Origin of the sequence: Mycobacterium saskatchewanense (assembly GCF_010729105.1) — a bacterium.
Taxonomy (GTDB): domain Bacteria; phylum Actinomycetota; class Actinomycetes; order Mycobacteriales; family Mycobacteriaceae; genus Mycobacterium; species Mycobacterium saskatchewanense.
The window spans coordinates 3,121,282-3,135,315 of the sequence record NZ_AP022573.1 but is presented as its reverse complement, the minus strand read 5'-3'; the positions used below and the strand labels follow the sequence as shown (position 1 = coordinate 3,135,315).

At 68.4% G+C, this 14,034-nt stretch carries 14 protein-coding genes; 11 read left to right on the top strand and 3 right to left on the bottom strand.

Annotation, left to right across the window (positions count from 1 at the left end; genetic code table 11):
- Positions 1-12: 12 nt before the first annotated feature.
- The 7 genes from lysS to G6N56_RS14655 all read left to right on the top strand — a co-directional run bounded on the left by lysS (position 13) and on the right by G6N56_RS14655 (position 7,921).
- Positions 13-1,509 (top strand): lysine--tRNA ligase, encoded by a 1,497-nt coding sequence (gene lysS, locus G6N56_RS14685; protein WP_085255283.1) that lies wholly within the window; start codon positions 13-15, stop codon positions 1,507-1,509.
- 126 nt (positions 1,510-1,635) lie between these two features.
- Positions 1,636-1,974 carry a histone-like nucleoid-structuring protein Lsr2 gene (gene lsr2, locus G6N56_RS14680; protein WP_066817684.1) on the top strand — a complete coding sequence of 113 codons (339 nt, stop codon included), beginning with the start codon at positions 1,636-1,638 and terminating at the stop codon, positions 1,972-1,974.
- 314 nt (positions 1,975-2,288) lie between these two features.
- On the top strand, positions 2,289-4,820 hold the full coding sequence (gene clpC1 / locus G6N56_RS14675; protein ID WP_085255284.1) for an ATP-dependent protease ATP-binding subunit ClpC: 2,532 nt from the start codon (positions 2,289-2,291) through the stop codon (positions 4,818-4,820).
- Between the two features lie 203 nt (positions 4,821-5,023).
- The gene (locus G6N56_RS14670) at positions 5,024-5,236 is read left to right on the top strand and encodes a CbtB domain-containing protein (protein WP_085255285.1); all 213 of its coding nucleotides are present in this window, start codon (positions 5,024-5,026) and stop codon (positions 5,234-5,236) included.
- 9 nt (positions 5,237-5,245) lie between these two features.
- Entirely contained in the window at positions 5,246-6,022 is a 777-nt protein-coding gene (locus G6N56_RS14665) for a CbtA family protein (protein ID WP_085255286.1), read from the top strand.
- Entirely contained in the window at positions 6,019-6,561 is a 543-nt protein-coding gene (locus tag G6N56_RS14660) for a histidine phosphatase family protein (protein WP_085255287.1), read from the top strand. Before G6N56_RS14665 ends, G6N56_RS14660 begins: the two co-directional genes overlap by 4 nt.
- Before the next feature lie 115 nt (positions 6,562-6,676).
- Positions 6,677-7,921 (top strand): HNH endonuclease signature motif containing protein, encoded by a 1,245-nt coding sequence (locus G6N56_RS14655; protein WP_085255288.1) that lies wholly within the window; start codon positions 6,677-6,679, stop codon positions 7,919-7,921.
- On the opposite strand, the gene G6N56_RS14650 is transcribed toward G6N56_RS14655, so the two are convergent.
- From G6N56_RS14650 to mhuD, 3 genes are all read right to left on the bottom strand, one after another.
- Complete coding sequence (locus G6N56_RS14650; protein ID WP_142280547.1) at positions 7,918-8,262, bottom strand: hypothetical protein; 345 nt, start codon at positions 8,260-8,262, stop codon at positions 7,918-7,920. The two genes, G6N56_RS14655 and G6N56_RS14650, sit on opposite strands and share 4 nt — an antisense overlap.
- Positions 8,263-8,551: 289 nt before the next feature.
- Positions 8,552-9,916, bottom strand: a complete 1,365-nt coding sequence (locus tag G6N56_RS14645) for a serine hydrolase (RefSeq protein ID WP_085255291.1) — start codon at positions 9,914-9,916, stop codon at positions 8,552-8,554.
- Positions 9,891-10,211: a mycobilin-forming heme oxygenase MhuD gene (mhuD, locus tag G6N56_RS14640; protein WP_085255292.1), complete on the bottom strand. Its 321-nt coding sequence runs from the start codon at positions 10,209-10,211 to the stop codon at positions 9,891-9,893. The genes G6N56_RS14645 and mhuD overlap by 26 nt, the downstream gene beginning before the upstream one ends.
- A gap of 63 nt (positions 10,212-10,274) precedes the next feature.
- Between mhuD and G6N56_RS14635 the strand changes: the two genes are divergently transcribed.
- The 4 genes from G6N56_RS14635 to G6N56_RS14620 all read left to right on the top strand — a co-directional run bounded on the left by G6N56_RS14635 (position 10,275) and on the right by G6N56_RS14620 (position 14,030).
- Complete coding sequence (locus G6N56_RS14635; protein WP_085255293.1) at positions 10,275-11,045, top strand: alpha/beta fold hydrolase; 771 nt, start codon at positions 10,275-10,277, stop codon at positions 11,043-11,045.
- Positions 11,046-11,236: 191 nt separating this feature from the next.
- Complete coding sequence (locus G6N56_RS14630) at positions 11,237-11,572, top strand: lsr2/espR transcriptional regulator (protein ID WP_085255294.1); 336 nt, start codon at positions 11,237-11,239, stop codon at positions 11,570-11,572.
- Positions 11,573-11,577: 5 nt separating this feature from the next.
- Positions 11,578-12,057, top strand: coding sequence for an NADH-quinone oxidoreductase subunit B family protein (locus G6N56_RS14625; RefSeq protein WP_085255295.1), 480 nt, complete (start codon positions 11,578-11,580; stop codon positions 12,055-12,057).
- Positions 12,058-12,098: 41 nt separating this feature from the next.
- Complete coding sequence (locus G6N56_RS14620) at positions 12,099-14,030, top strand: proton-conducting transporter transmembrane domain-containing protein (protein WP_142280560.1); 1,932 nt, start codon at positions 12,099-12,101, stop codon at positions 14,028-14,030.
- Positions 14,031-14,034: the final 4 nt, after the last annotated feature.

Below are 14,034 nucleotides of genomic sequence, written 5' to 3'. Positions count from 1 at the left end.
AGCTGGCACGTCGTGAGCGACGCCGATTTGAGCCTTCCCGAGCAGTTCCGGATCCGCCGGGACAAGCGCGCTCGGCTGTTGGCCGAGGGGCAGGAGCCCTACCCCGTCGCGGTCGAGCGCACCCACACGCTGGCCCAGGTGCGCGCCGCCCACGCCGACCTGCCGACCGACACCGAGACCGACGACGTCGTCGGCGTGGCGGGGCGCGTGATCTTCGCCCGGAATTCCGGGAAATTGTGCTTTGCCACGCTGCAGGAGGGCGACGGCACCAGCCTGCAGGTGATGATCAGCCTGGACAAGGTGGGCCGGGAATCCCTCGACGCCTGGAAGGCCGACGTCGACCTCGGCGACATCGTCTACGTGCACGGCGTCGTGATCAGCTCGCGGCGCGGCGAGCTGTCCGTGCTCGCCGACTCCTGGCGGATGGCGGCCAAGTCGCTGCGGCCGCTGCCCGTCGCACACAAGGAGATGAGCGAAGAGGCGCGCGTGCGGCAGCGCTACGTCGACCTGATCGTGCGCCCCCAGGCCCGCACGGTGGCCCGCCAGCGAATCGCCGTTATCCGCGCAATCCGCAGCGCGCTGGAGCGGCGCGGGTTTCTCGAAGTCGAAACCCCTATGTTGCAGACGCTGGCCGGCGGCGCGGCGGCGCGGCCGTTCGTCACCCATTCCAATGCGCTCGACATCGATCTCTACCTACGGATCGCGCCGGAACTGTTCCTCAAGCGATGCGTCGTCGGTGGATTCGACAAGGTCTTCGAACTAAATCGGGTGTTCCGAAACGAAGGCGCCGATTCGACGCATTCTCCGGAATTCTCCATGCTAGAGACCTACCAGAGCTACGGAACCTATGACGATTCGGCGGTCATGACGCGCGAGCTTATTCAAGAGGTGGCCGACGAGGCGATCGGAACCAGACAACTACCGCTGCCCGACGGCAGCGTCTACGACATAGACGGAGAATGGGCTTCCATACAAATGTATCCGTCGCTCTCGGCGGCGCTCGGGGAAGAGGTCACGCCGCAGACCTCGGTCGAGCGGCTCTGGGCCATCGCGGACACCCTCGGTGTGGAAATCCCCCGCGACCGCGGCTACGGGCACGGCAAGCTGGTCGAAGAACTGTGGGAGCACGCGGTGGGGAACGCCCTGAGCGCGCCGACCTTCGTCAAGGACTTCCCTGTCGAGACAACGCCTTTGACTCGGCAGCACCGCAGCATCCCGGGTGTCACCGAGAAGTGGGACCTGTACCTGCGCGGCGTCGAACTGGCGACCGGGTACTCCGAGCTGAACGATCCGGTGGTCCAGCGCGAACGGTTCGCCGCCCAGGCCCGCGCCGCGGCGGCCGGTGACGACGAGGCGATGGTGCTGGACGAAGATTTCTTGGCGGCCCTCGAGTATGGGATGCCGCCGTGCACCGGGACCGGAATGGGTATCGATCGGTTGTTGATGTCTTTGACCGGGTTGTCAATTCGAGAGACAGTTTTGTTCCCGATTGTTCGGCCGCACTCGTAGTTGAAACGTGAACTGTGCGCCATCGTGGCGGATTGAGTATGCTTCGTTGCTATGGCAGATTGGTGGCCGGGGAGGTTCGCCCAATCTGTTCAGTAACTGCTCAGGACGAAACGCGAGGGTGAGATAATGGCGAAAAAAGTGACCGTCACCTTGGTCGATGATTTCGACGGTGCCGGCGCAGCCGATGAAACAGTCGAATTCGGGCTTGACGGAGTGACCTACGAGATTGACCTTTCGTCCAAGAATGCCGCCAAACTGCGCAACGACCTGAAGCAGTGGGTGGCGGCGGGCCGTCGCGTCGGCGGCAGGCGGCGTGGGCGTTCCGGCACCGGGCGGGGCCGCGGGGCGATCGACCGCGAGCAGAGCGCCGCGATCCGCGAATGGGCTCGTCGCAACGGCCACAACGTGTCCACTCGTGGCCGCATCCCGGCCGACGTCATCGACGCCTTCCACGCGGCGACCTGACAAACACGCTCACCGGCGCCCGGGCCCACGCGGTCCGGGCGCCGATTATTTGTCCTTTCGCTGGCGGCGAAAAGATTGCCGGCGTCAAAGGAAACGAATTGGCGGCCCGCCGCGTTTGTTCAGTTACTGCTGATGAGACAAGAAGTCACAGGGGGATTCGGCGCCAAACGCCGGGCGCTTCTCGGAGTGTGAGGAACCGCAAGGTTAGGCCCCCTGGCAGGCCGACCATTACAGTGGATGGCAGGTACGCGAGACCGGCCCCACTGGTCGGTAACGAGGTTGTACCGATGGTGAGGGAGAGCAGGTAACCACCGATGTTCGAAAGATTTACCGACCGTGCCCGCAGGGTCGTCGTCCTGGCGCAAGAAGAGGCCCGGATGCTCAACCACAACTACATCGGCACCGAGCACATCCTGTTGGGTTTGATTCACGAGGGCGAGGGCGTCGCGGCGAAGTCGCTGGAGTCGCTCGGGATCTCGCTTGAGGGCGTCCGCAGCCAGGTCGAGGAGATCATCGGCCAGGGGCAGCAGGCGCCGTCGGGGCACATCCCCTTCACGCCGCGTGCGAAGAAGGTTTTGGAGCTGAGCCTGCGCGAGGCGCTGCAACTGGGCCACAACTACATCGGCACCGAGCACATCCTGCTGGGTCTCATCCGGGAGGGCGAGGGCGTCGCCGCCCAGGTGCTGGTCAAGTTGGGCGCCGAGCTGACCCGCGTGCGCCAGCAGGTCATCCAGCTGCTGAGCGGCTACCAGGGCAAGGAGGCCGCTGAGGCCGGCACCGGTGGCCGCGGCGGCGAGTCGGGCAGCCCGTCGACGTCGCTGGTCCTCGACCAGTTCGGCCGCAACCTGACGGCCGCCGCGATGGAGGGCAAGCTCGACCCGGTCATCGGCCGCGAGAAGGAAATCGAGCGGGTGATGCAGGTGCTGAGCCGGCGCACCAAGAACAACCCGGTGCTGATCGGCGAGCCCGGCGTCGGCAAGACCGCCGTCGTCGAGGGGCTGGCGCAGGCCATCGTGCACGGCCAGGTCCCGGAGACGCTGAAGGACAAGCAGCTCTACACGCTTGACCTCGGCTCGCTGGTCGCCGGTTCGCGCTACCGCGGTGACTTCGAGGAGCGCCTGAAGAAGGTGCTCAAGGAGATCAACACTCGCGGTGACATCATCCTGTTCATCGACGAGCTGCACACGCTGGTCGGTGCCGGTGCCGCCGAGGGCGCGATCGACGCAGCGTCCATCCTCAAGCCGAAGTTGGCCCGCGGCGAGCTGCAGACCATCGGCGCCACCACGCTCGACGAGTACCGCAAATACATCGAGAAGGACGCCGCGCTCGAGCGCCGCTTCCAGCCGGTGCAGGTGGGCGAGCCGACGGTGGAGCACACCATCGAAATCCTCAAGGGCCTGCGGGACCGCTACGAGGCGCACCACCGGGTGTCCATCACCGACTCGGCGATGGTCGCGGCCGCAACCCTGGCCGACCGGTACATCAACGACCGGTTCCTGCCCGACAAGGCGATCGACCTGATCGACGAGGCGGGTGCCCGGATGCGGATCCGCCGGATGACCGCTCCGCCAGACCTGCGCGAGTTCGACGAGAAGATCGCCGACGCGCGCCGGGAGAAGGAATCGGCGATCGACGCCCAGGACTTCGAGAAGGCGGCCAGCCTCCGCGACCGGGAGAAGCAGCTGGTGGCCCAGCGGTCCGAGCGCGAGAAGCAGTGGCGTTCCGGTGACCTCGACGTGGTCGCCGAGGTGGACGACGAGCAGATCGCCGAGGTGCTCGGCAACTGGACCGGCATCCCCGTGTTCAAGCTCACCGAGGCCGAGACCACCCGCCTGCTGCGCATGGAGGACGAGCTGCACAAGCGGATCATCGGCCAGGAGGACGCCGTCAAGGCGGTCTCCAAGGCGATCCGCCGCACCCGTGCCGGGCTGAAGGACCCCAAGCGCCCGTCGGGCTCGTTCATCTTCGCCGGCCCGTCCGGTGTCGGTAAGACCGAGCTGTCCAAGGCGCTGGCCAACTTCCTGTTCGGCGACGACGACGCGCTCATCCAGATCGACATGGGTGAGTTCCACGACCGGTTCACCGCGTCGCGACTGTTCGGTGCCCCTCCGGGGTACGTCGGCTACGAGGAGGGTGGCCAGCTCACCGAGAAGGTGCGGCGCAAGCCGTTCTCGGTGGTGCTGTTCGACGAGATCGAGAAGGCACACCAGGAGATCTACAACAGCCTGTTGCAGGTCCTGGAGGACGGCCGGCTCACCGACGGGCAGGGCCGCACGGTGGACTTCAAGAACACCGTGCTGATCTTCACGTCGAACCTCGGTACCGGCGACATCTCCAAGCCGGTCGGCCTGGGCTTCACCCAGGGTGGCGGTGAGAACAACTACGAGCGGATGAAGCAGAAGGTCAACGACGAGCTGAAGAAACACTTCCGCCCGGAGTTCCTCAACCGCATCGACGACATCATCGTCTTCCACCAGCTGACGCGCGACGAGATCATCCAGATGGTCGACCTCATGATCGGCCGGGTCGCCAACCAGCTCAAGGCCAAGGACATGGCGCTGGAGCTGACCGACAAGGCGAAGTCGTTGCTGGCCAAGCGCGGCTTCGACCCGGTGCTGGGTGCCCGCCCGCTGCGGCGCACCATCCAGCGCGAGATCGAGGACCAGCTGTCGGAGAAGATCCTCTTCGAGGAGGTTGGACCCGGCCAGGTCGTCACGGTCGACGTGGACAACTGGGACGGCGAGGGCAGCGGCGAAGACGCCGTGTTCACCTTCACCGGCACCCGCAAGCCGCCGGCCGAGCCGGACCTGGCGAAGGCCGGAGCGCACAGCGCCGACCCGCAGTAGCGGTTGTCGGCGACGGGCAACGGGCGGGCGGTGGTCGCGATCGCGACCACCGCCCGTTTTCCGTTAGCCCGCGGTCTACACTGACCTTTGCCATACGGGCAACGGAATCTGGTGAAACTCCAGAACGGTCGCGCCACTGTCCACAGTCAGACCCGAAGCCCGTCATCCCAACCGGGGCGCGATATCCCCAGAAGGAGCCGACGGTGTCCAACCGCCAGAGAATCGCCCGCATTCGACCCCTGGATCTCTCGACGGCTAGTGCCGCGCTGTGGCTGTCGGTGACCGCCTTCCTGGCGCTCTTGGCGCTCTACGTCGTCGGCCTGGAGCACGGCGCCGTATCCCTGGTCAGGGGGGACGCGAGCGTGCACGAGTTCCTGCACGACGCACGGCACCTGCTCGGCTTCCCCTGCCACTGACCCCGGCGCGTGGAGAAACGCCTGATCGGGCGCGGCCTACTGGCCGGCGCCCTCGGCGCGGTGCTGGCGTTCGTCTTCGCCCGGCTGTGCGCCGAACCCGTCATCGGCCGTGCCATCGCTTACGAGGACGGCCGGATCGATGCCGAGGACGCGCACGGCGTCCATGAGCACGGCGCCGAGTTGTTCAGCCGCGGGGTGCAGGCCAACGCGGGGCTCGGTTTCGGGATGCTGATTTTCGGCGTCGCGATGGGCGCTCTGTTTGCCGTACTGTTCTGCGTCGCCTACGCGCGGACGAATTCGGTTGCGCCACGGACGCTCTCGGTGCTTTTAGCGGCGGGTGCGTTCGGCGCGGTGTATCTGGTGCCGTTCGCCAAATATCCGCCGAACCCGCCGGCGGTCGGCCAGGCCGATACGATCGGGGCGCGCACCGGTTGGTATCTGGCGGCGATGCTGGTATCGGTGGCGCTGGCGATCGCCGCGGTGTGGCTGGCGCGCCGCCTGACGGACCGCCTCGGCGGGCGGGGCGCGGCGTGGCTTGCGGCGGGGGCATACGTTGTCGCGATCGCCGCCGCGCTGGCGGCGCTGCCGCCCGTGGACGAGACGCCGCAGCCTATGCGCGACGCGTCGGGCGCGATCGTCTATCCCGGCTTCCCGGCCGACGTGCTCTACGAGTTCAGGTTGGTCGCACTGGCCACGCAGCTGATCCTCTGGGCGACCATCGGCGTGGTCTTCGCCGTGCTGGCCGGCCGGTTGCTGGAGGACCGGGCGCCGAGCATCAACGCGTGAGTGATGTCCTCCGGCTGACGCTGGTGTCGCACGCGATGACGGACGCCATGGCAACCGGGCGCTTTCCTCTCGACGAACCGCTCAGCGACATCGGACGTCGGCAGGTGAAAAGCTCGGCCGCCGTGCAGGACTGCCGTCACTTCGCCGCGCCCGAGCGGCGCGCCCGGGAAACCGCGGAGCTGCTCGGCCTGCGACCCATCGTCGAGCCCCGGTTGGCCGATCTCGATTGTGGGACGTGGCGAGGCCGGCCTTTGACGGCAATCGATCCACGAGCGCTCGAGACGTGGCTTTTCAATCCGGCGTGCGCGCCGCACGGAGGCGAGTCGATCGTCGACCTGACCCGGCGGGTGGGCGGCTGGCTGGGGTCCTTGGGCGACGACGCTTCGCCGACTGCGGCCGTGACGCATCCCGCGGTGGTCCGTGCGGCGATCCTATTCGCCCTCGACGCACCGCCGAAATCGTTCTGGCGCTTGGACATTGAACCGGTCAGCCGCACCGTCCTGCATTTCCGCAACGGCCGCTGGACCTTGCGGTCGTGAGATTGGGGTTGCGGTCCTGCGGTCGTGCACCGTGGTGCGGTGAATGAGAACGGTCTCACCTCGGCACAGAATTCGGCAGCCGGGTGTTGTCGTACCCGGATGCGATGATCGGGTTATGTCGTTGACCGCATTGCCTGCCGCGGCGGTGAGCCCTGCGGATCGTGTTGGGGTGCTGTTCGAGGAGTTGGCGGAGTTGGCCGGTCAGCGCAACGCGATTGATGGGCGGATCGTGGTGATCGTTGCTGAGTTGGATCGCGACGAGCTCTGTGGTGCGACGGGTGCGCGGTCGGTCGCGGCGTTGGTGGCCTGGAAGATGGGTTCGTCGTCGACGAACGCCCACACGATCACCACCGTCGCGCGCCGGCTCGAGGAGTTTCCGCGCTGCGCCCAAGGCATGCGCGAGGGCCGACTGTCCCTGGATCAGGTCGGCGTCATCGCCGCACGCGCCGGTGCGGGATCTGATGGGCACTACGCGCAGTTGGCGCGGGTCGCCACGGTCGCCCAGCTGCGCACCGCGGTCAAGCTCGAACCCCGACCCCTACCCGATCCGCGACAACCGCGGCCCGCGATCACCAAGACTTCCAGCGAGGAGTTCACCTGTTGGCGGATCACCCTCCCGCACCCCGACGCGGCGAAGTTCGACGCCGCGCTGGCCTCTCACCGTGACGCGCTGATCGCCGAGTGGAAGCACGACCGGGACAACGGCAATGGCGCCGCAACACTCGCGGCGCCATTGCCGGGCACCCTCGAGGCGTTTATGCGTCTGGTCGAGGCCGGCTGGGATGCCGAGGCCACCCGCCGCCCACACGGGCACCACACCACCGTGGTGGTGCACGTCGACGTCGCACAGCGCGCCGCCGCACTGCACCTGGGCCCGCTGCTCACCGACGACCAACGCCGCTACCTGACCTGCGATGCCACCTGCGAAGTCTGGTTCGAACGGGCCGGCCAGCTCATCGGCGCCGGCCGAACGACCCGCCAGATCCCCCGGCGACTGCGCCGCGCACTCGAACACCGCCACCCCGCCTGCGCCGTTCCCGGCTGTGGCGCTACCCGCGGCCTGCACGCCCACCACATCTGGCACTGGGAAGACGGCGGCCCCACCGACTTGTCCAACCTGGTCCTGGTCTGCCCCTTCCACCACCGCCAACACCACCACGGCGCCATCACCATCACCGGCCCCGCAGCCGATCCCACCGTCACCGACAGCTCCGGACGACCGCTCAGCCCAGGATCACTCGCGCGCCCGCCCACCCTTCCGCCACCCGCCGTCGCGCCCTACCCCGGCCCCACCGGCGAACGCGCCAACTGGTGGTGGTACCAACCCTTCCAGCCCCAACCACCACCAACCAGCAACTAAGCCGGGGTCTCGCCCGGCGCCGGTTTGACCAACACGTTCGGCGGCTCGCGTAGCCAAGCGGTGCAGACCGCGGACCAGTGAGCGACGCCGGCGTAGGGGCCGGCTTCGCTGTGCGCGTATCCCGATCCGTCGGTGGTGCGGAACGGGGTGGCCGAGATCTTGGGGTGGGCGAGGAGCAAACCGGCCGGCGACAGGTGCACCGCATCCCAGGACCCCGCGATCCCCGTCCAGTCCGGGTATTTACATCCGCCAGCCGTGGCGGGATGCGCGTCGATCAGCCCGGCCCAATCGCGGGCCGAATCGATCCGTACGACGCGGGCGTGTGTGACGTCGAAATGCACCTTTGGGGATGCAATTCGCCGATCGTTCCCTGATGGATCTGTGGCGACCCGAACGACGGTAGTGCCGACAATGCCGCGAGGCTCGCGGTGTCGTACGCGCGAAGCTCCGGTTCACTCACGTCGAAGTCCAGCACGCCCAGACACCGATCGGAGTAGAGGTAGCTGCCGACAGCCCAATTCGCGGCGCGGATGACCTCCTCGGCGATACCCAGCCCACCGAACGACCGCATGTGTTCGATGAACAAGCGCCCCGGGAAGGTATCCAGTAGCGGTTCGTCGTTGCTCACCGCTACCGCGGCGCGATGAGCGCGAAGGCCTGCTGGGCGATCTGCAGCATCCAGCTGGTCACCGTCGGGCCGTGATCGCGGGGCCAGTTCAGCTGGAAGCTGACCACCCAGGGCTGCTGAGTCTTGTCGACGGCGTACCAGCTGAACGTGAGGTCGCCTGGCAAACCACCGGCCTTCGCGCCGATGTATGGCCAGACGTTGCGGTCCAGCCGGATACCCGACACCGCCGAGAGGATCTGCCTGACCGGCGCCGCCGCGCCGACGGCGTCGGCCTGTAGCGCCGCGTGCACCCGGCAGATGTCCTGCGCGTTGCCGTACCACTCCGCGCCGTAGGCGGAGGCCGGAGAGTGCGCGCGGGTCGGATCGGGATGGTACGGAGTCGAATTCGCCTGGGTCAGCAGATTGGCCCGGACTTGCGGCGACCCCTGCTTCCACTGCTCGCGCAGGTCGGGCTGGCCCCAGCCGACGGAGAACAGCTCGTACATGGTGGGGAACGGCGTCATGCTTGCCGGGTCGTGATGGCCGGCCGTGACGAGGGCTTGTTCGATCGCACGGGTGCCCATCCGTCCGATCAGCAGGTCGGTCGCCATATTGTCGCTCGTGGCGATCATCTTCTCGGCGGCGGTGCGGACCGAGACATGTTCTCCCGCACGCAATTCCAGCCCTGACGAGCCGACCGCCCGGCTTTTGTCGGTGACGGTCAGCTGATCGTCCCAGGACACCGTGCCGTTCCTGACGGCGGCGGCCAGGGCGTGCAGCACGTACAGCTTGAAAATCGATGCCAGTGGCAGGGATTCGCCCGTATTGGTGCCCGCCACCGGGTCGCACTTGCCACTGTCGACTTTCGCGACCTGATAGGAGTAGCGGGCGCCCGTCTTGCCCAGCACCGCATCGATGTCACTCCAGGACGAGATCTTGGGTGCCTGTGTGTCGACGTCGAACCGGTCGACCCGCCCGTCGTCGTCGGTGTGTAGCCGGATGCTCTGGCGCGCACCATAGGAGGACGTGAGGTGCAGCGTGGCGACGCTTGCGCTGAGGTCGACCCTGTCGAGGGTGAACGGACGGTCCCACCACAGCCTCTCCATGGTGGTCTCCACCGGATCGACCATGCCGGGCGCGGCCAGCGTGCCGACTCCTACCGGCCCGATCGGCCAGTCCGAGTTGAGCATCTCCAGGGTCTGCTGGGCCCGGATCCCCGGTGGGGTGGTGGGGTCGATCGGCCGCCCCGGGTTCGCCGCGTTCGCCCGAGGTGAGGGGTTGGGGGCGCAGCCGGGTGCCAGGGCGACCACCAGCGCCAGCGCGGCGCTCACCGCCAACGCGCGGCGCCGGGCCGAGCGTTGGCTACTGAGCCTGCTTATTGCCGGCAACGTCCATCACGACCTCGAATTCCAGCAGTGAGGCCCCGGTCGCCACCGGGTTGGCCCGCTCACCGGCATGGGCTTGAATGGCGGGCCCTTGCGCCCACGCTTGGAAGGCCTCTTCGGACTCCCACTGGGTCACCACGAAGTAGCGGCTCTCGCCCTTGACGGGGCGCAGCAGCTGGAACCCGAGGAAACCGGGCTGGTTGTCGACCGCGTGCGCCCGGTGTGCGAACCGCTTCTCCAGCTCGGGGCCGGCGTCGGCGGGCACTTCGATTGCGTTGATCTTCACCACTTGGGGCATTTTGCTAGGCTACCGCGCCGCACCCGCTCTTTCGCCGGCGGGCGGTCCGCGCAGGATGGAGCCATGGCCACCGATTTGTTGACCCGCCGGGGCGGGCGGGGTGAGCCATTGGTGCTGGTGCACGGCCTGATGGGCCGGGGAAGCACGTGGTCGCGGCAGACTCCGTGGCTGCGCCGGATGGGCACCGTCTACACCTACGACGCGCCATGGCACCGGGGCCGCGACGTCGGCGACCCGCACCCAATCAGCACCGAGCGATTCGTGGCCGACCTGGCCGACGCGGTGAACGAGCTGGGCACGCCGGTGCGCCTCGTCGGCCATTCGATGGGCGCCCTGCATTCGTGGTGCCTGGCCGCCGAACGCCCCGACCTGGTCTCGGCGCTGGTGCTCGAGGACATGGCCCCGGACTTTCGCGGCCGCACCACCGGTCCCTGGGAGCCGTGGCTGCGCGCCCTGCCGGTCGAATTCGGCACCGCCGAACAGGTGCTCGGTGAGTTCGGGCCCGTCGCGGGGCGGTATTTCCTGGAAGCCTTCGACCGCACGCCCACCGGTTGGCGGTTGCACGGTCACACCTCGCGGTGGATCGAGATCGCCGCCCAATGGGGCACAAGGGACTACTGGGCGCACTGGCGCGCGGTGCGTGCGCCGGCGCTGCTCATCGAGGCGGGCAACTCGGTGACACCGCCGGGCCAGATGCGAACGATGGCCGAGAATGGCTGTGACACAACGTACGTGTGTGTCACCGAGGCGGGCCACCTGGTCCACGACGAGGCGCCGCACGTCTACCGCGAGGCCGTCGAGTCGTTCCTCACCGGCCCGGCCGGCCGCGCCTGACCGTTGGTGTGCCCAACGTCATACCGGCCCCATTCGCGCGGCGTCGGCGCCGCTCACCCGGCATAACCCGGGCCCGCACGGTGGCGTCGACGGGGGCGTACCCACCGATCGCGGTGCGGATCGCTCGATGACTTGATAAATTCTTCAATTGTTCGAACGTAGAAACGTTGTAACCTTCGGGAGTTTGGGTCGTGTCTGAGCCGCTGTACAAGCTGAAGGCAGAGTTCTTCAAAACCCTCGGGCACCCCGCACGAATCCGGATTCTCGAGCTTTTGGTCGCGGGGGAGAAGTCGGTTGCGGAGCTGTTGCCCGAGGTCGGCCTCGAATCGTCCAATTTGTCCCAGCAGCTGGGCGTCCTGCGCCGGGCCGGCGTCGTCGACGCACTCAGGGACGGCAACACGGTGATCTACTCGATCGCCTCGCCGGACATCGCCGAACTGCTGATGGTGGCTCGCAAGGTTCTCACCGGGGTGCTCAGCGACCGCGTGGCGGTGCTGGAGGACCTGCGCGCCGGCGGGGCGGAGTAGGGCGCATGGGCTGGATAGGCAAGGTACTCAGGGTCGGCCGAATCGCCGAGGCCGCGCCCACGCCTCCGCCACATGCGATGGAACCGATTGCCGGAGTGAAGGGTTCGCTGCAGGTCCGGCACGTTGACGCGGGCTCGTGCAACGGGTGCGAGGTGGAGATCTCGGGTGCGTTCGGCCCGGTGTATGACGCCGAGCGATTCGGGGTCCGGCTGGTGGCCTCGCCCCGCCATGCGGACGCGCTGTTGGTGACCGGCGTCGTGACCCGGAACATGGCGGGCCCCCTGCGGACCACACTCGACGCGACCCCACGCCCGCGGCGGGTGATCGCGTGCGGGGACTGCGCGGTGAACGGCGGTGTCTTCAGGGACGGCTACGGCGTGGTCGGTGCGGTGGGCGAGGTGGTGCCCGTCGATCTGGAGATACCCGGGTGCCCGCCGACCCCGGCCCGGATCGTCGAAGGCCTCAGATCGGTGTCGGGTAAGTGAGCACGATCGTCGCCGCCGGTGCGTCGCCGGCGCCAACGACGCTGCCCCGCGAGGGCGTCGGCCCGGCCGTCGCGGGCTTGTTGACCACAGTGGTTGGCGCGGGCGGGGTATGGCTCGGCGCGCTGGCCATATTTCGACCGGTCCGACCGGTCCACATCGGGTGGCTGATTCCCCTCACCGGGGTCCAGCTGGACCTGGACGCGCTGGGCGGCTTCTTCATGGCACTCGCCGGGGCGGTCACCGCCGCGGTCGGGATCTACGTGATCGGGTACGGCCGGCATGGGCATCTGAGCCGCGCCACCCTGGCGTTGTTGCCGGCGTTCGCCGCCGCGATGCTGCTGGTGCCCGCCGCAGGTTCGGTTACCACCTTCCTGCTGGCCTGGGAGCTGATGGCGGTCTCGTCGCTGCTGTTGGTGCTGGACGACCACGGCCGCGAAGAGGTCCGCTCTGCCGCGCTCGTCTACGCCGTGATGACCCAGCTGGGGTTTGTGGCGATCATGGTCGGGCTCATGGTCCTCGCGGCCGCCGGTGGCGGTGACCGCTTCGCCGAGCTGCACGGCATCGCGCCGGGGGCGCGCACCGCGGTGTTCCTCCTGACGGTGGCCGGATTCGGCTCGAAGGCCGGCTTGGTTCCGTTGCATGCCTGGTTGCCCCGCGCGCACCCCGAGGCGCCCAGCCCGGTGTCAGCGCTGATGAGCGCGGCGATGGTGAGCCTCGGTGCCTACGGCATCTGCCGGTTCGATATGCAGCTGCTCGGACCGGGTCCGCGCTGGTGGGGCCTCATCCTGATGGTCGCCGGCGGAATCTCGGCCCTCTACGGCGTGGTCCAGGCGTCGGTGGCCACGGATCTCAAGCGGTTGCTTGCCTACTCGACGACCGAGAACCTCGGGTTGGTCACGCTCGCGCTGGGAGCCGCGACCCTGTTCGCGGCCTCGGGGGCGCCCGCCCAGGCGACGATCGCCGCGACCGCGGCGCTGCTGCACCTCGTCGCGCACGCCGCGTTCAAGGGTCTCGGCTTCCTCGCCGCCGGGGCGGTGGTCGCCCGGACCGGCGTGCGGGACCTCGACGGACTGGGTGGCCTGGCCCGCCGGATGCCGGCGACCACCACCCTGTTCGGGGTGGCCGCGCTCGGGGCGTGTGGGCTTCCCCTGGGCGCCGGGTTCGTCGGCGAGTGGCTGCTGGTGCAGTCGCTGATCCACACGGCCCCCGGCCACGACACCGTCCTCGCCCTGACTACTCCGCTCGCGGTGGGAGCGGTCGCGCTCACCACGGGATTGGGGGTGGCGGCGATGGTCAAGGCGTTCGGGATCGGATTCTTGGCCCGCCCGCGCAGCCCGGAAGCCGCCCGGGCCCGCGAGGCGCCCGGCAGCATGCTCGCGGCCATGACCATCGCAGGCGCCGCCTGCCTGGTGCTGGCCGTGGCGCCGTCGGTTCTTGCGCCCGGGCTGCGCCGAGTCATCGCGGCGCTGCCGGCATCCCGCACGGTGCCCTTCACCGAGTTCGGCGCGGTGGTGCGACTCCCCATGCTGCAGGGCTCGATCGCGCCCGGGTGGATCGCCGGCGGGGTTTGCGCGACCGCGCTAACGGTCGCTGTGCTGGCGCGCTGGCGCCACAGGGACCGCCCGCCGGCCATCGGGCGGCCGCTATGGGCTTGCGGCTCGGACGATCTCACCGCGCGCATGGAGTACACGGCCACATCGTTCGGGGAGCCACTGCAGAGAATTTTCGACGACGTCCTGCGTCCCGACACGGACGTCGAGGTCGATCACGTCACCGAGTCGCGATACCTGGCGGACAAGGTCGTCTACCGCAGCCGGATCGCCGACTCCATAGAGGACCGCCTCTATACCCCGGTGCTCGCCGGTGTGGCGGCGGCCGCCGCGGTGGTGCGGCGCGCCCACACCGGCAGCGTGCACCTGTACCTGGCCTACGGTGCCCTCGGGGTGCTGATCGTGCTGTTGGTGGCCCGATGAGTGT